The sequence below is a fragment of the Actinoplanes sp. NPDC020271 genome, assembly GCF_044388125.1.
Taxonomy (GTDB): domain Bacteria; phylum Actinomycetota; class Actinomycetes; order Mycobacteriales; family Micromonosporaceae; genus Actinoplanes.
This window is the reverse complement of the sequence record NZ_JBIRWQ010000020.1, coordinates 88700-109267: the sequence shown is the minus strand read 5'-3', so window position 1 is coordinate 109267 and position 20568 is coordinate 88700. Positions and strand designations below refer to the sequence as shown.

The 20568-nt window shown below is 70.0% G+C and carries 15 protein-coding genes; 7 read left to right on the top strand and 8 right to left on the bottom strand.

Annotated elements, in window-relative coordinates; genetic code table 11:
- Genes ACH442_RS33995 through ACH442_RS33985 form a run of 3 tightly spaced genes read right to left on the bottom strand, consistent with a single transcriptional unit; the run spans position 1 to position 2589 of the window.
- Positions 1 to 921 (bottom strand): hypothetical protein, encoded by a 921-nt coding sequence (locus ACH442_RS33995; RefSeq protein ID WP_396342157.1) that lies wholly within the window; start codon positions 919 to 921, stop codon positions 1 to 3.
- 10 nt (positions 922 to 931) lie between these two features.
- Complete coding sequence (locus tag ACH442_RS33990) at positions 932 to 1861, bottom strand: molecular chaperone DnaJ (RefSeq protein WP_396342156.1); 930 nt, start codon at positions 1859 to 1861, stop codon at positions 932 to 934.
- Positions 1858 to 2589, bottom strand: coding sequence for an NUDIX hydrolase (locus ACH442_RS33985; protein ID WP_396342155.1), 732 nt, complete (start codon positions 2587 to 2589; stop codon positions 1858 to 1860). Before ACH442_RS33985 ends, ACH442_RS33990 begins: the two co-directional genes overlap by 4 nt.
- A gap of 480 nt (positions 2590 to 3069) precedes the next feature.
- On the opposite strand from ACH442_RS33985, the gene ACH442_RS33980 reads away from it, so the two are divergent.
- Positions 3070 to 5361, top strand: coding sequence for an IPT/TIG domain-containing protein (locus ACH442_RS33980; protein ID WP_396342154.1), 2292 nt, complete (start codon positions 3070 to 3072; stop codon positions 5359 to 5361).
- Between the two features lie 254 nt (positions 5362 to 5615).
- The gene (locus ACH442_RS33975) at positions 5616 to 7904 is read left to right on the top strand and encodes an IPT/TIG domain-containing protein (protein ID WP_396342153.1); all 2289 of its coding nucleotides are present in this window, start codon (positions 5616 to 5618) and stop codon (positions 7902 to 7904) included.
- 117 nt (positions 7905 to 8021) lie between these two features.
- Here the strand turns inward: ACH442_RS33975 and ACH442_RS33970 are convergent, their stop codons facing one another.
- Positions 8022 to 8723 (bottom strand): hypothetical protein, encoded by a 702-nt coding sequence (locus ACH442_RS33970; protein ID WP_396342152.1) that lies wholly within the window; start codon positions 8721 to 8723, stop codon positions 8022 to 8024.
- 231 nt (positions 8724 to 8954) lie between these two features.
- Between ACH442_RS33970 and ACH442_RS33965 the strand changes: the two genes are divergently transcribed.
- The 3 genes from ACH442_RS33965 to ACH442_RS33955 all read left to right on the top strand — a co-directional run bounded on the left by ACH442_RS33965 (position 8955) and on the right by ACH442_RS33955 (position 13568).
- The gene (locus ACH442_RS33965) at positions 8955 to 10211 is read left to right on the top strand and encodes an IPT/TIG domain-containing protein (protein ID WP_396342151.1); all 1257 of its coding nucleotides are present in this window, start codon (positions 8955 to 8957) and stop codon (positions 10209 to 10211) included.
- An 18-nt stretch (positions 10212 to 10229) separates the two neighbouring features.
- Positions 10230 to 11417, top strand: a complete 1188-nt coding sequence (locus ACH442_RS33960; protein WP_396342150.1) for an IPT/TIG domain-containing protein — start codon at positions 10230 to 10232, stop codon at positions 11415 to 11417.
- 138 nt (positions 11418 to 11555) lie between these two features.
- The gene (locus tag ACH442_RS33955) at positions 11556 to 13568 is read left to right on the top strand and encodes a S8 family peptidase (protein ID WP_396342149.1); all 2013 of its coding nucleotides are present in this window, start codon (positions 11556 to 11558) and stop codon (positions 13566 to 13568) included.
- 26 nt (positions 13569 to 13594) lie between these two features.
- Here the strand turns inward: ACH442_RS33955 and ACH442_RS33950 are convergent, their stop codons facing one another.
- The gene (locus tag ACH442_RS33950) at positions 13595 to 14320 is read right to left on the bottom strand and encodes a hypothetical protein (RefSeq protein WP_396342148.1); all 726 of its coding nucleotides are present in this window, start codon (positions 14318 to 14320) and stop codon (positions 13595 to 13597) included.
- Between the two features lie 242 nt (positions 14321 to 14562).
- Between ACH442_RS33950 and ACH442_RS33945 the strand changes: the two genes are divergently transcribed.
- Together ACH442_RS33945 and ACH442_RS33940 are read left to right on the top strand one after the other, a co-directional pair.
- A complete protein-coding gene (locus ACH442_RS33945; RefSeq protein WP_396342147.1) occupies positions 14563 to 14784 on the top strand; it encodes a hypothetical protein in 222 nt (73 codons plus the stop codon).
- Positions 14785 to 14864: 80 nt separating this feature from the next.
- Positions 14865 to 15464 carry a DUF4142 domain-containing protein gene (locus tag ACH442_RS33940; RefSeq protein WP_396342146.1) on the top strand — a complete coding sequence of 200 codons (600 nt, stop codon included), beginning with the start codon at positions 14865 to 14867 and terminating at the stop codon, positions 15462 to 15464.
- 67 nt (positions 15465 to 15531) lie between these two features.
- Here the strand turns inward: ACH442_RS33940 and ACH442_RS33935 are convergent, their stop codons facing one another.
- The 3 genes from ACH442_RS33935 to ACH442_RS33925 form a co-directional block, all read right to left on the bottom strand.
- Positions 15532 to 16719 carry a VWA domain-containing protein gene (locus ACH442_RS33935; protein ID WP_396342145.1) on the bottom strand — a complete coding sequence of 396 codons (1188 nt, stop codon included), beginning with the start codon at positions 16717 to 16719 and terminating at the stop codon, positions 15532 to 15534.
- A gap of 408 nt (positions 16720 to 17127) precedes the next feature.
- The gene (locus ACH442_RS33930; protein ID WP_396342144.1) at positions 17128 to 19482 is read right to left on the bottom strand and encodes a DUF5682 family protein; all 2355 of its coding nucleotides are present in this window, start codon (positions 19480 to 19482) and stop codon (positions 17128 to 17130) included.
- Positions 19475 to 20536 (bottom strand): AAA family ATPase, encoded by a 1062-nt coding sequence (locus tag ACH442_RS33925; protein WP_396342143.1) that lies wholly within the window; start codon positions 20534 to 20536, stop codon positions 19475 to 19477. The genes ACH442_RS33930 and ACH442_RS33925 overlap by 8 nt, the downstream gene beginning before the upstream one ends.
- Between the last annotated feature and the right edge of the window lie 32 nt (positions 20537 to 20568).

Genomic DNA, 20568 nt, shown 5'->3' with positions numbered 1-20568 from the left:
TCAGACCCGCCTGACCTGAGGTGATCTGTCGGCGATCGGAGCGAGCGCGCCGGCGACCGAACCGGCGGCGGACGACCCGTACGCGGCAAGGTCGTCAAGGCCGTCGTCCAGGTCGACGTTGTCCTCGCCGAGCCCGACCGTCAGCGCGATCGTCTCGCAGACCGCGTTCAGGTCGTCGAGCTCCAGCACGTTCTGCCCGAGCAGGTCGCGCCAGGCCTGGAGCACCTCCCGGTCCCCGCCGTAACCGGCCGCGCTCGGCAAAATGAAGAAGACCTCGAACTTGCGCTTCAGCTCGGCCACGATCGACTCGACCGGGATCGCCTCGGCCAGGTCGTCGCCGATCACGCGCTTGACCTCCGCCGGCTTCACCTTCCGGTACGGCAACTCGTCCCCGATCAGGAACAGGTAGCCCTTCCGCTGCCGCTGGATCATCGAGTCCATCACCACGTGCCGGGCCAGGAAGTACATCGCCAGCTCGTACGACTCGCGTTTCTGCCCGCCACCGCCGCCCTCCAGCACGATGCGGGACAGGTCCTCGTCCATCCGGTTGTCGGACTCGAACTGACCCACCTGCAGCGGCACCCGGTCGCACGTGGCGTCACCGATGGCACCGAACATGATCTGCGGGTCGGTCGCGTACCCCTTGCGGGTCAGCATGCCGAGCAGCTGCGGCAGTTTCGTCTGCAGCACCCGTGGAACGTTGCCCATCGAGCCGGTGACGTCGAACATCACCACGATCGGGGTGCTGCTCGGGTGCTCGTCGCTGTCCCGGCACTCCCGCATGAACACGCCCCCGGGGTCGAGCGCCGCGTGCGCCCGCCGCGCTCCGCCGTCGCTGTAGGCGAAAGCGCTCTGCCCGGTCGCCGCGCGGAAGTTCTCGGCCGCGGTGTAGACGTCGGTGGACCAGCGTCCGCTTCCCATGTGGTGCCTCCTATTTGCGGTACTGCCGGGGGATCAACTCGTCGAATTCGGTCAGGAGCTGCCACGCGTTCTGCGGGCGCATCCGTGGTGCGTCGTACCGGCAGCCGTCGGCGAAACGCCGCAACGGATCCGGCATGTCCGGCCCGAACAGGCGTTTCATCAGACTGGAGGCCAGATGGATGTCGGTCGCCGTGGTCAGCGGCCGCCCGGTGGGGATCTCCGGCGGGTAGAGCGGCTCCCGCCGGGCGATGAGCGCTTTCGGCCGCCGGCCGATCGCGGTGGAGTAGCACCAGTCGACCAGCACCAGCCCGCGGACCCGCGGGTCGATCAGGACGTGCTCCTCGAACACCGCCGCGTGCACGACACCGGCGCGGTGCGCCCAGCCCAGGCCGGCCAGCAGCCGCCGCCAGATCCAGACCAGATCGGCAGGCTTGAAGTCCGGCATCTCCGCCAGGTTGCGGAATCCTCGCTGCCGGGCCACGACATTCGCCGTACGCCCGTAGTAGCTGAACGAGTCGGCGAGCCGCGGCGCATAGGCGCGGTAGGCCGGGTCACCGTGATCGCGAAGGCGGCGCAGGGCCGCGGCCTCAGCGGCCATCAGATCGTTGTTGGCCGGATCCCGGACGACCTTGACGAGCGTCACCCCGTCGCTGAAGAGGTCCGCCAGGTCGCCCTTCAGGTCCGGCTCGCGGCGGTCCTTACGGTCCCGCGGCTCGTAGCGGGCGCTCGCGTTGTAGAGCGCGTTGAGTTTCGCGAACGCCTCGTTGGCCGGCCCCCGCCGCGTCGCATCGGCCACGTCCGGGTGGACGATCTTGGCGAGGATCCGGTACGCCTGACGGTCGATGCCGACCCCGGTCTCGTCGACCAGCTCGGCGAACGTGCTGGCCGCCGCGATCCGGGCGGCGATCTCGTCGAACCTCTTCGCGTACCCCGGGTTCATCGGACTCTGTCCTCCCTGGTCGGCCGCAACAGCGCCGGGTGCAGCAACCGCGCGTCGCCGGCCCGGTAGAGCTTCGCTTTCGGCCCGCCCCGCTCACCGCCGCGCGCCGCGGTCTCACCGGTGCTCTCCACGAACCCCGGCACGGACAGCACCTTGCGGTGGAAATTCCCGGCGTGCAGTTCCTCGCCCCACACCGCGACGTAGACCGCCCGCAGCTCGGAGACGGTGAACTCGGTGCCGACGAACGCGGTGGCGAGCGGCGTGTACTCCAGCTTGTCGCGGGCCCGCTCCAGCCCGTCGGCCAGGATCTGGTCGTGGTCGAAGGCGAGATCCTTCGCCTCCTCGACCGGCACCCAGTAGGCGCGGGCCGCGTCGGTGCCGGCCGTCGCCTCCGGCAGATGCGGGGCGAACGCCAGGTAGGCGACCGAGACGATGCGCATCCGGGGGTCGCGGCCGGGATTCCCGTACGTCCCGAGCTGCTCCAGGTGCACCCGGCCGTCGGCGAGCCGGACGTCGGTCTCCTCGGCCAGCTCGCGCAGCGCCGCCTGGTCGAGCGTCTCCTCCCGGACGAACCCGCCGGGCAGCGCACGGTGGCCGGCGAAGGGCGGCTCGCCGCGCTCGATGAGCAGGACACAGAGCTTCCCGTCCCGGATCGTCAGCGCGACGACGTCGACGGTCACGGCGACAGGCGGGTAGTCCCGGGGGTTGTACTCAGCCATGTCGTTCATGCTCTGCATCTTGTGGACCTTGTCCTTCTCACTGTGAGTCTTACTCGATGTGAGATGAACCTAGCGTGATCGATCCCCGGTGTCAACGCCGGACACGAAAAGAGCCCGCCGCTCGGGCGGGCCACTTCCTCGGCCGCCGCCGAATGGAGCCATTCCGCGAAGGGTGGATACACGATTTCCGCAATGAACGAGCGCGAATCGAATGGTTGAGGGAGCCTTTTGGGTCGGGTGCCTGACCATTACCGGTGACGCGCGGTGGACGGGCGAAATCGATGATCGTGCGGTGTGCGTTCGCCGGCCATTGGTGAAGATCGAGGTTTGCGGTCTTTGGTCTGACATATCGGGATCTTTCTTACTCTACGCTACTGAACCCCCACGAATAGTTACGCTTCCGGCGAGACGGCCCGCGACGGTTCATCCGGACGCCTGGGCCCAGCAATCCAGCGACGTGGTCCGTTGGGACCCGTAGGAGGACCTCGCATGCGTAAGTCCAGAAATGCCACGCGTCCCCGGTGGACACGTGTTGGTCTGACGACCGGGGTGGTCGGTGCCGCTCTGCTCGTCAACCCCCAGGCGGCATTCGCCGCCTCCTCGGTAACGCCGCCGGTCGCGCCGGTGGGTGGCAGTGTCACCATTACCGACACTGCCCCGTCCCCGAACTTCACGGCGACCAACTCCGTCACGCGCGTCCAGATCATCTCGACCGGCACCTGTGCGAACACCTACACCACGCCGACCGTGGCGATCGTGTCGGCGACCGTGACCGCGGCGGCCGCGCAGGCGGGTCCCGTGGCCGGAGCGGTGACCTTCACGGTTCCCACCGGGGTGACGCCGGGCACCAATGGTCAGGTCAAGCGATACCTCGCCTGCGTGTACGCCGGGACCACGGCGGGCTCCAGCGCGCGGGAAGGACTGGCGGCAGGCTACCCGTTCTACGTCGGAACGCCCCCGACTGCGTCGCCGGCGGCAGGTGTCACCGGTGGTGGCAACACTGTCACCATCACTGCGGGAGCCGGCGGACCCGTCTTCACCGGTATCGCGACGATCGGGGCCGCGTTCAGCCTCAATACTTCGGACTGTGCGCAGACCTACGGCACTCCGACGGCGAACCTGACGACCACGGTTAACAAAACCTCGGACACGGCGGCCAGCCTGACCGTTCCGGCGGGTGTCACGTCCACCACCGCGAACCCGACCCCGTACAACATCTGCCTGTACAACGGCAACTCCTCGGGCGCGCCGCTGATCTCGGTGGTGCCGTACACCGTCGGGCAGTTGCAGCTGAGCCAGACCACCGGCCCATGGCAGGGTTTGAACGGCCTCAACATCACGTCGCCGAACCAGTTCCTGGCCGGCATCGACAACCCGGGCGTGGTCTTCACGAGCACGGCGTGCCCGCTCACGTACACCCAGGCTCCCGGCGCCACCAATATCCCGGTCGACCCGGTGAACAGCGTCCGGAAGCTGTCTAACACCCGCCTGGCCACGACTGCGCCGGCCTTCTACGGCAGCCCGAGCGACGCCACCGCCGCGTTCACCGCAGCGGGCAGCGGGACCATCACCTGGAACCTCTGCGTCTACGACGGTTCCACGGACGCGCAGTCCAACTTGGTGGTCGCCAACCCCTACAAGGTGACCACGATCCAAACCTCGACCGGCGTCTCGCCAAAGGCCGGCCCGGCGCTGGGCGGCAGCCTGATCACCGTCACCGGCACCGCATTCCCGACCGACGCGACCCAGATGTCGGCGACGCTGGGTGGTGTGCCGCTGATCGACATCACGCCGCTGAGCAGCACCGCGTTCACCGCGAGGACGCCGCGGCACGCGCCGGCCAACAACGTCGCGCTGGTGGTCACGACGGCCAGCGGCTCGCACAAGCTGAACAACGCCTTCTCGTACACCAGCGCACTGGTGGTCACCCCGAACACGGCGTCCAATAACAAGATCGTTCAGGTGGTCGTCAACGGTGTCGGTTTCCAAAGCGTGACCTGGAGCAACGACCCGACCGCGGGAACGCACATCTTCCTGGTCAAGGGCAGCTATAGCTCCACCGACATCGGCGGCACGGTGCGGGCCAACCCGCCGGTTGCGGACTGCAACAGCGTGCTGGTGCTCAGTGACACCGAGCTGATTTGCAAGCTGGACCTGACCAGCCGGCTGGACAAGACCGGCGCGGCGATCCAGGTCGCGACACCGACCGCGGGCAACGCTGTCGTCACGGTCGCCGGTAGCCGGAAGATCACCGGTAACGCCTTCTCGCCCGATGACGTCGGCAAGGCGGTCATCGAGGCCAACGACACCCCGGCGATCCCGGCCGGTACGGTGATCACCGACGTGATCAACAGCACGACGGCTGTCATGTCGAACGCGGCCACCGGAACTGCAACTCCCGCTGATGTCACCCTGGCATCGCCTGTCACACAGCAGGTCTCCGTCACGCAGACGGCTGGCTCGCCGACCCTGACGAATGTCGCGCCGGCGCTCAACGGGGCGACAGTCGCCAATGGCGGGGACGTCGGGAAGTATGTCATCGGCGCGGGCATTCCGACTGGTAGGACCCTTGCTTCGGCGACGACGCTGAACTCGGGAACCAGCGTATTGGTCAATGCCGGGCACACGGTGACCGTCGCTGGCACCATGATTCCGGTTCCGGAAGGTGCCTACAACCTGCAGTACGTGAGCAACGCCGCGGTCAACGCGGTGGCGACCGACCCCAGCTACGTGCAGAGCCAGGTCTCCAGTACCTCCACCTTCACGGTCGCCGCCTTCTGACGGAATAAGGCCACCGAGAGCGGTGGCCCGGAGCGCACAGCTCCGGGCCACCGCTTTTGCGTCCGTAATCCGAGGTGTTCAGCACTTGAATTATCAAAGGAGTTGTCTGACATATACTTATGTTTCCTGCTTTGGAGAATCGAAACGCCGCGAATAGTTACGCTTCCGGCGAGACGGCCCGCGACGGTTCATCCGGACGCCTGGGCCCAGCAATCCAGCGACGTGGTCCGTTGGGACCCGTAGGAGGACCTCGCATGCGTAAGTCCAGAAATGCCGCGCGTCCCCGGTGGACGCGTGTTGGTCTGACGACCGGGGTGGTCGGTGCCGCTCTGCTCGTCTACCCCGAGGCGGCGTTCGCCGCTTCCTCGGTAACGCCGGTCGTCGCCCCGGCGGGCGGCACGGTCACCATCAACGACGACGGTGCGGGCAGCCCGCCGTTCATCGGCTCCGGTACCGACCGGGTGGAGTTGCTGACCACGCCCGGGACCGCATGTCCCGGGACGTACACCACGCCCACCGCGTCCATCCTGGCCGCGGCGTCGACCACCTCCAGCAGTACCAGCCAGGTTGTGTTCGTGCTGCCGACCGCGGCGACCGCGGGCGCCAACGGGCAGACCAAGAAGTACGCGGCCTGCGTCTACGCCAGCAATACGGCCGGCTCCAGCCTCCGAAAGGGTGCGGCGAACGGCTATCCGGTCTACGTCGGCACTGCGGCGACCGCGTCGCCGACCGGGGGGATCACCGGCGGGGGCAACCAGTTGACCATCACCGGTGGTGTCGGCGGGCCGATCTTCACCGGTGTGACCACCGTCGGGGCGCAGTTCGCGACCCAGACCGCGGACTGCCCGTCGACCTACGGAACGCCTGCTGCGGGCACGTCGGCCACGGTCACCAAGACCTCCGACTCGGCCGCGAGCCTGACCGTGCCGTCGGGTGTCACGTCCACCTCCGCCGCGCCCACGCCGTACTTCGCCTGCCTGTACAACGGCAACCTCGGCACGTCAGCGCTGATCTCGGTGGTGCCCTACAACGTCGGGCAGCTTTCGCTGAGCCAGGCGATCGGCCCGTACGGTGGCGGTAACAACATCGACGTCACGTCGCCGAACCCGTTCCTGGCCGGCGTCGACACCCCGGGCGTGGAGTTCACGCAGGGGGAGACCTGCACCTCTACCTACACGACGACGCAGTCAGCCGGATCGAACGAGCCGCTCACCTCGAGCAGCATCCGGAAGGTGACGAACAACCGGGTGGCGGTGACCGCTCCGGCGTTCTACACCGGAGGCACCTGGGCCACCGCCCTGGCCGCTCAGCCTGCGGGAGCGACCTCTATTCCGTGGCAACTCTGCATCTACGATGGTGCCACCGCCCAGAGCAATCTGATCGCGACCAGCCCGTACAAGACGACCGTGGTGCAGACCCTGACCCGGATCACGCCGAACGCCGGGCCGGCCCTGGGCGGCAGCCTGATCACCGTCGTCGGCACCGCGTTCCCCACTGACCCGACCCAGATCTCCGCGACGCTGGGTGGTGTGCCGCTGACCGACATCACGCCGCTGAGCAGCACCGCGTTCACGGCCCGCACGCCGATGCACGCACCGGCCAACAGCAACTCGCTGGTGGTCACCACGCCCGCCGGCACGGCGACGCTGAACGGCCAGTTCGCCTACACCAGCGCGTTGGTGGTGAACCCGAGGACGGCGCCCAATACCCGCAGCCTCGACGTCGTGGTGAACGGTGTCGGCTTCCAGGGCGCGGCATGGGGCCTCACCCTGAACTCCGGGGCGCACATCTTCCTGTCCCGCGGCAACTACAGCAACGCCGCGATCAGCGGAGCGCGGGCCAACCCGCCGGTTGCCGACTGCAAGAACGTGCTCGTGCTCAGCGACACTGAGCTGGTCTGCCGGCTGGACCTGACCAAGCGGCTGGACCTCACCGGCACGGCGACTCTCTCCGCAGCTCCCAAATACAACGTCTCCGCCAATGTCACGGCCGGTAGTCGTGTTCTCACGGCGGCCGCCAGCACCTTCGACGCCTCGGATGTCGGTAAGGCTGTCGTCGATCCGGCCGGTCTCGCACTCGCGGCCGGCACTGTGATCACGAACGTCGTCAGCGGCACGACGGCGATCATGAGCAATCCGGCTTCTGCCTCGCTGGCCAGCGATGCGACCATCACGATCGCGTCGCCGACCTACCGGGCCGCCACGATCACCACTACCGGTACCAATTCCGTGGCCGCAATCACCGCGCCTGCGAGCACCTTCACCCAGGCTGATGTCGGCGCCTACCCGGTCAACGGGAACATCACGGCGGGAACAACGCTCCAGGCCGTGGGTAGCGACACTGGTGCAACGCTTTCGGCCAACGCCGCCACTGCCGGCGCAAGTGCCGCGAGCATCATCTACAGCCAGTACGTCCCGGTGCCGGAGGGTGCCTACAACTTGCAGTACGTGAGCAACGCCGCGCTCAACGCGGTGCAGACTGACGCCACGTACGTCCAGAGCCAGGTCTCCAGCAGTTCCACCTTCACCGTCTCGGCCTACTGACGGCGAACAGCACCGAATGTGTGGTGGCCCGGAGCGCGAGCTCCGGGCCACGGCTCTTCTGCAGTAACGAGAACGCCGGCCACGGGATCCGCGGCCGGCGTTCTGCTATGTGGAGCGTCAGCCGAGCTTGCGCCACTCGCGTTCGATCACCTCAAGACTCTTCGCCACCGGCGGGTGGCCGTCGATCTTCGCGACTACCGTGATCACGCTGCGCTTGGTGCTGGTGCGCCAGCAGACCAGCAGGTTGTCCCGCGTCTTCGGCGTGGCCTCGTTGTAGAACTTGAACTTCTGCGTGCATTCCGTGTCGCCGTGCTTGGTGATACCACCGGCGACCCAGGCGAGCTCACGCTGCCCGGTCAGGTCGCCGTGCGCGGTGATGATCCGCATGGTCTGGCCTTTCTTGGCCGAGCCGACCGTCACCTCCTTCGCCCCGGCCACAGCGGACAGCCGGGCCGGGTCGTTCTGCTCCGGCAACGGGTGGGTGATCTTCACGCCGTCCTTGGCGGCGGCCTTCCGCGCCGCGTCGACGCGTTCCTTCGCGGACTGGGGCAGCGACGGCTCCGGCCTGCCTTTGGCCTCGTCGTCACCGGCGGCGGCGATTTTCGCGATCTTCTCGGCCGGGGCGCCGACGGAGGGGCTGGCGAGCGGTTCCGTCCGCGCGGCCTGCTGGTTCTCCGACGAGTGGTTGGCGGCGAAGAAGGCGGCTCCGGAGATCGCGACCGCCGCTCCGGCGGCCGCAACCAGGGCTTGCTTCCGTCGCTTGCCACGGCGTACGGGGGAAAGGTCCTGGGTCGGTGTGTCCTGTTCTTCGTTGGCCATGTCACGTCCTTCAACGGGTCTCGACTTGGCGCCCGCCCAGCGTGCATCGCCGGGCGGCTTCCGAATCCCCATGGTTTCAAAGATCGGGACATATCGGGTCGAATACAGCGGTCTCTCAGGTTGGCCCCGCGAGGGCCGGGCGGATTTCGTCTTCTTCGCAAATGTGGAGCAATCCGGTCGCTACGCTGCCTTCGAAGCGGTCCGTGACGTAGCGCCGCAGGAGGATCCCCAATGATCAAGCCCATCGGCCGGGCCTGCCTGTCCTCGGCCGCAGTGACCGCCCTGATCGTGGGAGTGGCCGCCGCCCCGGCGCAGGCCGCGGCACTGCCCATGACGCTGAGCAGCGCGACCGGGCCCAGCGGTGGTGGGAACACGCTGATCGGGACGGTCGCCGCGAGCGCCGCTAATCCGATTCCGTTCGCCGCGGGCAGTACGCCGACCGTGCAGTTCCAGTACAACGCCTGTTCGGCGAAGGCTCGCGCGGTGACCCAGATCGCGGCGACGACCACCACGACGACGGCCGGGGTGCTGACCGTGGATCCGGACAACGTGAAACGCATGCTCGGCACGCAGATCGCCTTCGAGGTGCCGTCGAAGTCGTATCCGGCCCAGGTGAACGGCAGCACCAGCACGATCAACACCGGGGGACTGGTGCTGGCCGGCACGCAGACCAGCGCCAAGTGGAACATCTGCGTGTACGACACCCCGTCGACGGAGAGCAGCAGTCTCCTGGCGCAGGCGTCCTACACCGTCGGCATCCGTCCGAGGATCACCGCGATCATCCCGTCGAGTGGCGCGGTGCTCGGCGGTCAGACGATCACGGTGACCGGGGCGGGGTTCTCCACAGCGAGCAACGCGACCACCGCGAGCATCGGCGGGGCGGCGCTGACCGGCATCAAGGTCGCGGCGAACGGCAACAGCTTCGTCGCGGTCACCGGGGCGCGCGCGGCCGGCACCGGCCTGGCGCTCACCGTGAACACTCCGGGTGGACCGGTGAGCAGCACGGATCCGGACAACAACGGTCTGCCGGAGGACGGTGACGACGACACCGCGGACACGCCGATCACCTTCACCTACAGCAACGGCATCCAGGTGTCGCCGCAGACCGCGCCGACCGGCACGAAGGTCGACCTGCTGATCAAGGGCGTGGGCTTCCAGCAGTTGATCTTCGACCGGAGCGCGCAGGCGACCCCCACCTCGGCGAGTGCGCACATCTTCCTGGTCAAGGACGCGTACGTGGCGGCCAGCAACCGTGGTGTCCAGGAGTGCAAGGGCGTGCTGGTGGCCAGCAATACCGCGATGGTCTGCACGCTCGACCTCGTCGCGGACCGGCTCGACCCGGCGACCAGTTCGGTGGCGACGGGCAACAAGGTCGCCGAGGGGACTTACTCGATCGTGGTGGTGGCCAACGGCGCCGCCGACGCCGCGGACGCGGCCGCCCCGACCATCATCAGCAGCGGTTCCACCTTCACCGTTGCGCCCTACTGAGATCGGGAAGAGACTTCGATGCGTACGTTCCGAAGGGCTGTTCTTGCCTCGATCGCCGGGACCGCTCTGCTTCTGGGGCCCGGTGTGGTCCCGGCGCGGGCCGCCACTCCGCTGAGCCTGATCCTGAGCACCCCGGTCGGCCTCAGCGGCGGCGGTAACAAGGTGGTCGGCTCGGTCGTCGCGACGACGGCCAACCCGGTCCCGTTCGTGGTGAACAAGGTCCCGGTGGTGCAGTTCCAGTACAACACCTGCAGCGTGCGAGCCCGGAGTGTGGCCCAGATCGCGACCAGCAACGGGTACCTGTCGGCGGGTACGGTGCAGGTCAACCCGGCCGACGTCGCCCGGATCACCGGTACGAAGATCACTTTCAAGGTGCCGTCGGCCTCCTATCCCACCACTGACAACAACGGGTTGACCAGCACGATCAACACCACCGGGCTGGTGCTGGGGACGGGCCTGACCACGGCCAAATGGAACGTGTGCGTCTACGACAGCGACTCGCTGACCGCCAGCAACCTGATCGCCTCGGGCATCTACACGGTGGTGGAGAAACCGACGATCAGCGCGGTGACGCCGACCAGCACCCCGGCCGCCGGCGGTAAGACGATCACGGTCACCGGCACCGGCTTCACCACGGTGACCACGCCCCTGACCGGGGCGATCGGCGGGAGTGCCCTCACCAACGTCAAGATCGCGGCCGACGGGAAGAGCTTCACCGCGACCACCGCCGCACACGCACCGGGCGACGACTTCGAGATGGTGCTGAACACGCCGGGCGGGACGGTGAGCAGTCTGGACCCGGACAACGACAACAATCCCGCCGACGACACCGACATCACCATCGACTACACGAACGGGATCACCGTCACGCCCACCACGGCGCCGGCCGCCACCACGGCCACGCTGGACATCACGGGGGCCGGGTTCTCGGGCCTCTCGTTCGACCCCGGCAGCCCGTCCAACAGCTCGAACGCCCACGTCTTCCTGGTCAACGGGGCTTATGAGGCCACCAGCAACCGGGGTGCGGCCGAGTGCACGGGTGCGGTCGCGCTGACCGACACCGAGATCGTCTGCACGCTCGACCTGACCGGCGTTCCCGAGGGCGCGTACATCGTCACGGTCGTCGCCAACGGTGGGGTCGGCTCCGGCTCAGCGAACCCGTCGATCGTCAGCAGCGGCGCCGTCTTTGCCGTGGCACCCTACTGAGCTGGGCTTACGCCGTACTGCCGAATAGCCGGCCCGGTGCGGAGCGGAGCCGCACCCGGACAGCAACCTCGCGCAACCTCGATCCACAACCCCGCCCGAAGACCGTAGATCACGTCTTCGAGCTGGAGGTTGTGGTCCATGAAGGTTGTTCTGCGCCGGTACGCTGTCGGAGCCGTTGCCACGGCCGCGCTCGCCGGGGTGGCCGCGTTCGCGCTGCCCACGGGCACCGCGGACTGGGCGCCGGTGACCTATGGCCTGACCGAGAGCGCCGACCAGCTGCTCCCGGCCACGGTGTCGGCGGAGAAGCCGGCGCGGGTCGTGTCGACCACGGTCGGCAAGGACGGCAGACCGGTCGTCACGGTGCGGACCGCGACGGACAAGAAGAGCGCCGCTGAGCTGGTCGAGAAGGCGCAGAAGGCGGAGAACGCGGTCGGCGTCGAGATCGACGCGAAGGCCGTGGCGCTGGAGGCCCCGACCGGCACCGACCTCTACCGCGGGCAGCAGTGGGATCTCACCACGATGCGTGCCACCGACGCGTGGGCGAGGTCGACCGGTGCCGGCGTGACCGTCGCGGTGATCGACACCGGGGTCGACGGCAGCCACGTCGACCTCACCGGCAAGGTGCTGACCGGCTGGGACGCGATCGCCGACAAGTCCGGCGGCAACACCGACCCGAACGGGCACGGCACCCACGTGGCCGGCACGATCGGTGCGGTCACCGGGAACACGATCGGTGTCTCCTCGGTGGCTCCGGACACCAGGATCCTTCCGGTACGTGTTCTCGGCGCCGACGGCAGCGGTTACATGTCGGACGCCGCCGAGGGCATCGTCTGGGCCGCGGACAACGGCGCCCAGGTGATCAACATGTCGATCGGGTCGTCGTCGCAGCTCTCCTCGGTCAGCAACGCCGTCACGTACGCCCGCAGCAAGGGTGTCACCGTCGTCGCCGCGGCCGGCAACGAGCGGGCCGGCGGCAGCCCGACCAGCTACCCGGCCGCCGACGCCGGCGTGATCGCGGTCGCCGCCACCGACTCGGCCGACAAGGTGGCGAGCTACTCGAACGCGGGCAGCTACGTGGACGTGGCCGCGCCCGGCTCGGCCATCGTGAGCACCTACCCGTCCGCGCTGGGCCGCAGCTACGCCGGGATGAGCGGCACCTCGATGGCGTCGCCGCACGTCGCCGGGCTGGTCGCGCTCCTCAAGGCGGCGCAGCCGAGCCTGACGCCGGACCAGGTCGAGCAGGCGATCGAGAAGTCCGCGGTGGATCTGGGCACGGCGGGCCGGGACAACGATTTCGGGTACGGGCGGGTGGACGCCGTGGCTGCCCTCGCGGCCGTGGCCCCGGTCTCCCAGACGCCGTCTGCCGCTCCGTCGTCTGCTGCTCCCTCGTCTGCTGCTCCCTCGTCTGCTGCTCCCTCGTCTGCTGCTCCCTCGTCTGCTGCTCCCTCGTCTGCTGCTCCCACGACTGCTGCTCCCACGACTGCGCCGACGTCCCAGGCGCCGTCGACCGCTCCCACCACGACCGCTCCCACGGCCGCGCCGACCTCGAAGGCTCCGTCGGCCGCGCCGACCTCGGCGTCCCCGTCGCCGTCGGTGTCGACCAGCCCCGCGGTCAAGGCCAAGCCGGTCATCGTCCCCAACGTCACCTCGGCCGACCTCGCCTACCACAGCACCACGGTCACGACGTTCACCGTCACGGCGGCCGGCCAGCCCTGGGTCAAGAAGAACGCCCAGCTCTGCGTCGCCGAGACCGGTAAGGCGTTCCAGTGCGTCGACGTGGTCACCTCGGCCACCGGCACGGTCACGCTGAACCGGGTCGCCACCGGCGGCTACCAGCTGCAGCTGCGGGTCGCCGCGACCGGCGCCAACGAGGCGGCGACCGGGACCGCGACGTACACCGTGCGCAGCACCGTGAAGGCGACCCGCACCGCCGGCCGGGTCATGACGGTGAGCATCGCCTCGCCGTCCGGCCTGACCGTCGAGGTGCAGCAGCTGGTCGCGGGCACGTGGCGCAAGGCGCTGCAGTTCGCCACCTCCGGCACGACGACGAACGTGACGGTCAGCGGGCTGACCACCGGCCAGCAGTTCCGCGTGGTGGTCCCGGCCACCACGACGGTCGCCGGTGCGACCAGCGCGACCGTGATCGGCTGACCGTCAGTGGTACGAATGGGCGGCGCTCACCCGAGCGTCGCCCATTCCTGTTCGATGACGGCGACGCTGTCCCGCGGATCCGGCGAACCCTGGGTCGCGATCGCCATCGTGACCACGCTGCGGTCGTCCGACGTGCGCCAGCACAGCAGGAGGTCGTCGCGGGCGGCCGCCGGGTCGTCCGCGGCGAACCGCACCCGGCTCGTGCAGTGCACGCCGTCGCCCACCGGGTAGCCCGCGTCCGCGGCCAGCCGCAGGTCACTCTGGCCGCTCAGGTCGAATCGGGCGCTGGACACCCGTATCGTCCCGTTGCGGAGCGTCTCGACGCGACGCGTGACCATCGCGTGCGGCGCCGCCGCGACCGTCTCCAGCGGCGCCGGGATCAAGGACGAACCAAGATCGTCAGGGGTGGGGGAGGGCGCCCGCCGCGCGATCTGTGCGGGGTGCGTCGTCCGTGAAGCCCGAAGATGCCCCGGTACGGGCGAAACGCCCGTCCCGTCGATCCCGGGCGTCACCGGCGTGGTCAGCGGAGCCAGTGCGGCCGGCTCGGGAAGCGTCTTCTGGCTGGTCTCCATCACCTGGGTCGTGATCAGATACGCCCCGGCCAGCACCGCGAGGGCGCCGCTCACGCCGATGACCACCTGCGTGTGGCGCACTTTGCGGCCGGGCGTGGTGGCCGCCGCGGAGGCGTACACGTGGCCGTGGTGCTCGTCGTCGGTCATGTCACCGTCCTCCCGGTCGCGTCCTGATCTCATGTTTCCAAAGATCGGGACATACCGGGCGTTCTTCCGTCGCTTTCCCGTGCGCCGCATCCGTCCGCCGGGGGCGCTACGGGCGGAATGGCGGACGTGTCTGTCGGCTATCGGTCGATGTCGTCACCCGCAGAGGGAACGCCGGTTGACCGTGTCCGGTGGCACGCGCATCGTGTGGAGCACGGGTGCGGTGGCGGGCGGATCCGGGGGTCGTCCCGCCGTGCCCGGATCCGGAGGGAGGCCACGTGACCGAGGAAGCGGAACACCTTCCCGCGCGGCCGTCGTGGGACTGCCGTGTCTGCGGTCGTCCGTGGCCGTGCGAACCGGCCCAGGGCGTGCTGAGCCGCTCCCACGGGCGGATGGACCTCGCCGTGCTGATGTGGAACTACCTCGAGGAAGCCGCGAAGGACATGCCTCAGGCGGCGGCGTCGAAGCTCTTCGACCGGTTCCTCCGATGGACCCAGTGATCCGCCGCAATACGGTCAAAAGCGAAGGCGACCCACATCTCTGTGACTAGGGTGAAGATGCCCTATCAGAGGAGATGAGTATGTTTTTGCGCCGAATCTCGACGGCGGCCAGCCTTGCCGGCCTACTGATCCTGCCCGCCGCCGCCGCGCAGGCCGGACCATCCGTGCGCCCCGCCGACGCCGCTGTCGCGGCTCCAGCCCAGGACGAGCCGTCCGCCCAGGACGCCGCCTTCCTCAAAGCCGCACACCAGGGGAACCTCGCGGAGATCGCCGCCGGACGCATCGCGTGGACCACCAGTAAGGACCCGACCGTCAAGGCGCTGGCCGCCACCCTGATGCGCGACCACATCCACATGGACGCTGACCTCTACCAGACCGCGCGCCACCTGCGGGTCTTCCTGCCGGACGCGCCGACCGACGAACAGCGGGCCCTCGCCAAGCGGTACGAGGCCGCGGGCGCGGACACCTTCGACGAGTACTTCATCTCGACCCAGCTGGCCGAGCACCGCGAAGCGCTGAAAATGGTCGCCGAGCAGGTCAGCGACGGGTCCGAGCAGTCCGTCAAGGATCTCGCGGCCGCCGCCGAGCCGGTCATCGCTCATCACCGGCAGCTGCTGCGGGACGCCGCCGAGGCGAAAGGCATTGCCGGGTACGCCGGTGCCGGCGGCCGGCGCGGTTGAGCACCACGTCGTCGTCTCGGCCGGGCCGCGCCTGGCCGAGATACGTGCCCCCAGCCCACAGCCCCGGTCAGCTCGCGGTGGCCTTCCGGTCGGCGAACCGCTCAGCGAACGCCATCAGGTCCCGCCGCTCGACAGCCGCCGCCATCAGCTCCGGGAACGCGTCCGGCGTACACGCGAACGCCGGCACCCCGAGCGCGGCCAGCGCCGCCGCGTTCTCGTGGTCGTAGGCCGGCGCACCCTCGTCGGAGAGTGCCAGCAGCGCCACCACCTGCACCCCGGCCGCGGTCATCTCGGCGACCCGGCGCAGCATCTCCTCGCGCACGCCGCCCTCGTACAGGTCGCTGATCAGCACGAAGATGCTGTCCCGCGGCCGCGTGATCAGCGTCTGGCTGTAGGCGATCGCCCGGTTGATGTCCGTCCCGCCGCCGAGCTGGGTGCCGAAGAGCACCTCGACCGGGTCGCTGAGCTGCTCGGTCAGGTCCACCACGGCGGTGTCGAAGACGACCAGCGACGTCCGCAGTGACCGCAGCGACGCCAGCACCGCCGCGAACACTCCGGAGAAGACCACCGACGCGGCCATCGAGCCGGACTGGTCGACACAGAGGATCACGTCCCGCTGTACGGCCGTGGTCCGCCGCCCGAACCCGACCAGCCGCTCCGGGATCACCGTCCGGTGTTCGGCCTGGTAGTGCTTCAGATTCGCCCGGATCGTCCGGTCCCAGTCGATGTCGGTGTGCCGCGGCCGGTTGATCCGGGCGGCCCGGTTCAGCGCGCCGGACACCGCGGCCCGGGTCTGCTGCGCGATCCGGCGTTCCAGCTGCTCGACGACCGTGCGGACGACCTGCCGGGCGGCGTCCTTGGTCGCCTCCGGCATGACCCGGTTCAGCGAGAGCAGCGTGCCGACCAGGTGCACGTCCGGCTCGACGGCGGCCAGCATCTCGGGCTCCAGCAGCAGCCGGGTCAGGTCGAGGCGCTCGATCGCGTCGGCCTGCATCACCTGCACGACGGTGCTCGGAAAGTACTCCCGGATGTCGCCCAGCCAGCGCGCCACCTTCGGCGCCGACCCGCCCAGCCCGGCCGACCGTTTCGCGGGCCGCTCGTCCCCGTCCCCGGCGGTGTCGTAGAGCGCCGCCAGTGCCCCGTCCATCGCTCCGTCCCGCCCTTCGGCCTGGCCGAGCGACTCCTCGGCCGCCCCGCCGAGCACGAGCCGCCACCGCCGGAGCCGTTCCCGGCCCGCGTCACCGGCCTCAGTCATGCGATCTGCCCGGGCGTCCGCCCCCGCCCCGGCGGCGACTCTCCTTGCCCTGACCAGGGTCATTCGCCCGGCCAACCCGGCCACCTCCTCTCGTCCGTTCCCCACGCGCGTGCCCGCCGGAAGCCTCCGCCCTCCCGGCGCCGGACCCCCGGCCGAAGCCGTCGGCCCCCCGCCCCCGGCCGGAGCTGTCGGCCCCCCGCCCCCGGCCGGAGCTGTCGGCGTCCTGTCCGGCTCCCTCGAGGCCGGCCTTCGGGTGCGAGAAGATCCGCTCCGGCGGCGTCGCCGCCTCGGCCCTCGACCCGTCCGCCTCGTCCGGCGTCGGGTGCGAGAAGTGCAGTTCCGCCGGCTGGGCCGCGACCTCGCCCGACGGCGCCGGCTCAGCCGAATGTGAAAAGAGCTCTGAACTGCTCATGCGTCCTCCCGGATGTGTATCTCGCGCCCGAGCAGGGCGCCCAGCACGGGCAGCACCGAAACCGCCCGTTCCTCGTCGATCGCCGCGACGCCGGCTCGGGCCGCTCCCGCCCGTGGCCCGGCCACCCGTTCACCGATGGCCCGCCGCTCGCCGGCCTCGAACGTCCCGAACGTCCGCCGCAACAACGGCAGAACGTCCTCGAACGCCTCCGCCGGCACGTCCGCCAGCCACTCGTCGACCAGCGTGAGCAGCGCGTCGTCGTGCACCAGCAGCAGCCCGCCCCCGGCCAGGAATCCCTCGACCCAGGCGGCCGCGTGGGCCGGTGGTGTGCCCACGGTCAGCGGCAGCCGCAGCCGGCGGCGCACCTCCACGGTATCGAGTCGCCCCGCATCGAGCAGCAGCCGGGTCAGCCGACCGGCGGGGAGACCGTGCAGATCGGGCCGGCGGGCCAGTGACTCGACCGTGGCCAGCCACAGGTCCCGCAGCTCGTCACCGGCGAGCAGGCCGACCGCCTGATGCACACCGTCCATGCCGTCGCGCAACTGTTTCGCCGCGTCGTCGGAGAGCGACCCGGCGGCCGACGGCAGCCCGGCGCAGATCCGTTTCAGCAGGCCGGCGGTGACCGTGGCGAGGCCGGCCACGTCCGTGCGCCGGACATCCCCGTACCGCAACGTCCGGGCCAGCGCCGGCAGCGCCGCCATCAGGTGGTGAATGTCCGCGTCCAGCGCCGCCCGGGTGTCGAGCGCCGCCAACACCTCGGGAAACGCCTCCCCGAGGTCCGCTAGCAGGCATGTCTCCAGCAGCGCCGTCACCTCGGCCAGGGTCGTCGCGGCGCGCGCCCGCCGGACCACCCGCGCGGTCGCCGCGGCGGCCACGGTCGTGCCCCACATGCTGCCCTCGACCAGCCGCACCGCGAACTCCGGCTGCCAGCGCAGCACCCACTCCTCGCGGAACGTCCCCGTCCCACGACGGCCCGCGGCCGGCTCGCCCCACGGCAGGTCCAGCGTGCGCAACCGGTGCAGCAGCCGGCTGCGCCGCAGGTCGGTCTCCTTGCGCAGGTCCAGCTTGAGCTCACGCTCGGTCGCCTCGGGCTTGAGCCGCAACGCCCGCTGCTGCGCGGTCAGATCCCTGGCCAGCGGCACCGCGGGCATCTCGTCCGGCACCGCGCCGAGCCGCTCACCGACCACCAGCCGCCGGTTGATCAGCTCGGTGCGCAGTGGCTCCCCGTCGCACATCACCGCCTCGGCGGCCTCGGTCACCTCGGCGAGCCCGGCCAGCGGCCGCCCGCGCAGCGTCGCCAGGGTCTCGGCCAGCCGCGTCGCCTCGATCACGTGCGCCGACGAGGTGGGCACGCCTTCCGCCCGCAGCACCCCGGCCGCGTCCACCAGCCACCGCGGCACGACCGAGTCCGCACTGACGAACAGGTGGTGATACCACCCCGGCGAGCTCACCCCCGCGCCGTAACCGGACCACGACGCCAGCCGCCCATACGTCCACGGCACCCAGGTGAACGCGACCTTGCCCTTGCGCCGCCCCTTGAGCAGCGCGGTGTCCTCCTTGACCGGGACCTTCCGGGTCAGCGCCGGCACGTGCCAGGCCCCGCAGACCACCGCGATGTTCTCGTGCTTGCGCCGGACCTCCCGCAGCACCGACCGCATCCAGGCCTCTCGCAGCAGATCGTCCGGATCCTCGGCAGCGCCCTCGCGGATCGCCGTCATCGCCTCCGCGATCGCCTCGAAGACCGGCACTCCGCGGTGCTCGACCACGTCCTCCCACCAGCGCTCCGGGTCGTCGTAGCCGGCCGCCGCGGCCAGCTCCCCGATCGGATCCACCGGTCGCCGAGCCCCGTCCGCCGTGCCCCCGCCAGTTCCTTCCCCCACCGTTTCGGGCACTTCCCCCGGTATGCCCGGATCCCCGCCCCCACCGGCGGGACCCCCCGCGTCCACCGCTTCGGGCTCACCCCGCCCCGGCACTGCATCCGCACCACGCGACGTGTCCGGCCCGGAGTCGCCGGCCGCCGGGGCTGTCTCGCTCGTGCCGACCCGGAACGCGTAGGGCAAGTCGAAGAAGCGGACCGGCACCCCGTTCTCCACCGCCCAGCGGATCGCCTGCCACTCCGGCGAGAAGACCGCGAACGGCCAGAACGCCGCCCGTCCCGGATCCTCCGCCGCGTAGCCCAGCAGCGCGACCGGCGGCTCCAACCCACCCTCGGCCACCCAGCGGACCAGGTCGTCGGCCTCCGGCGGCCCCTCCACCAGCAGAATCTCCGGCTGCTGGGCCGTCAGTTCCCGCACCACCGCCCGGGCCGACCCGGGCCCGTGATGCCGGATCCCGTAGAACCGCTCAGGCATCGCGTGCTGCCCGATAGAAATCCAGCCAGTCGGGCCGCTCGCGGACGACGGTCTCCAGGTATTCCCGCCAGACGACCGCGTCCGAGACCGGATCCTTGATCACCGCGCCGGTGATGCCGGCCGCCACGTCACCGGGGTGCAGCGTGCCGTCCCCGAAGTGCGCGGCCAGCGCCATCCCATTGGTGATCACCGAGATCGCCTCGGCGGTGGAGAGCGTCCCGGTCGGCGACTTCAGCTTGGTGCGCCCGTCCTCGGTGATGCCGGACCGCAGCTCGCGGAAGACCGTGACCACCCGGCGGATCTCCTCCAGCGCGGCCGGCACCTCGGGCAGCTCCAGTGACTTGCCGAGCTGCGCCACCCGCCGGGCGACGATCTCCACCTCGTCGTCGGCGCTGGCCGGCATCGGCAGCACCACCGTGTTGAACCGCCGCCGCAGCGCGCTGGACAACTCGTTCACCCCGCGGTCGCGGTCGTTCGCGGTGGCGATCAGGTTGAAGCCGCGCTGCGCCTGCACCTCGGTGTTCAGTTCCGGGACCGGCAGCGTCTTCTCCGACAGGACGGTGATCAGCGCGTCCTGCACGTCGGACGGGACACGGGTCAGCTCCTCCAGGCGGGCGATCGCCCCCGTCTGCATGGCCCGCATGATGGGGCTGGGCACCAGGGCCGCGTCGGTCGGGCCCTCGGCGAGCAGGCGGGCATAGTTCCACCCGTAGCGAATCGCTTCCTCGGCCGTCCCCGCGGTGCCCTGGACCAGCAGTTTCGAGTCGCCGGAGATGGCTGCCGCCAGGTGCTCGGAGACCCAGGTCTTCGCGGTGCCGGGCACGCCGAGCAGCAGCAGCGCCCGGTCGGTGGCCAGCGTGGAGACGGCCACCTCGATCAGGCGGCGGGGCCCCACGTACTTCGGAGTGATCTTCGCACCGTCACCCAGCAGATAGGTCACCACGGCGTGCGGCGACAGGCGCCAGCCGGGCGGCCGGGGCCGGTCGTCGGCGGCAGCCAGGAGAGCCAGCTCGTCGGCGTACTGATCCTCGGCGTGCGGTCGCAGAGCGGACAACTCGAACTCCTGAATCTCCTGGACTGACCGGT

Excerpts from the sequence above, each read along its gene's own strand:
- ACH442_RS33995 (WP_396342157.1), bottom strand. The coding sequence starts at position 921 with ATGGGAAGCGGACGCTGGTCCACCGACGTCTACACCGCGGCCGAGAAC.
- ACH442_RS33990 (WP_396342156.1), bottom strand. The coding sequence starts at position 1,861 with ATGAACCCGGGGTACGCGAAGAGGTTCGACGAGATCGCCGCCCGGATC.
- ACH442_RS33985 (WP_396342155.1), bottom strand. The coding sequence starts at position 2,589 with ATGAACGACATGGCTGAGTACAACCCCCGGGACTACCCGCCTGTCGCC.
- ACH442_RS33980 (WP_396342154.1), top strand. The coding sequence starts at position 3,070 with ATGCGTAAGTCCAGAAATGCCACGCGTCCCCGGTGGACACGTGTTGGT.
- ACH442_RS33975 (WP_396342153.1), top strand. The coding sequence starts at position 5,616 with ATGCGTAAGTCCAGAAATGCCGCGCGTCCCCGGTGGACGCGTGTTGGT.
- ACH442_RS33970 (WP_396342152.1), bottom strand. The coding sequence starts at position 8,723 with ATGGCCAACGAAGAACAGGACACACCGACCCAGGACCTTTCCCCCGTA.
- ACH442_RS33965 (WP_396342151.1), top strand. The coding sequence starts at position 8,955 with ATGATCAAGCCCATCGGCCGGGCCTGCCTGTCCTCGGCCGCAGTGACC.
- ACH442_RS33960 (WP_396342150.1), top strand. The coding sequence starts at position 10,230 with ATGCGTACGTTCCGAAGGGCTGTTCTTGCCTCGATCGCCGGGACCGCT.
- ACH442_RS33955 (WP_396342149.1), top strand. The coding sequence starts at position 11,556 with ATGAAGGTTGTTCTGCGCCGGTACGCTGTCGGAGCCGTTGCCACGGCC.
- ACH442_RS33950 (WP_396342148.1), bottom strand. The coding sequence starts at position 14,320 with ATGAGATCAGGACGCGACCGGGAGGACGGTGACATGACCGACGACGAG.
- ACH442_RS33940 (WP_396342146.1), top strand. The coding sequence starts at position 14,865 with ATGTTTTTGCGCCGAATCTCGACGGCGGCCAGCCTTGCCGGCCTACTG.
- ACH442_RS33935 (WP_396342145.1), bottom strand. The coding sequence starts at position 16,719 with ATGACTGAGGCCGGTGACGCGGGCCGGGAACGGCTCCGGCGGTGGCGG.
- ACH442_RS33930 (WP_396342144.1), bottom strand. The coding sequence starts at position 19,482 with ATGCCTGAGCGGTTCTACGGGATCCGGCATCACGGGCCCGGGTCGGCC.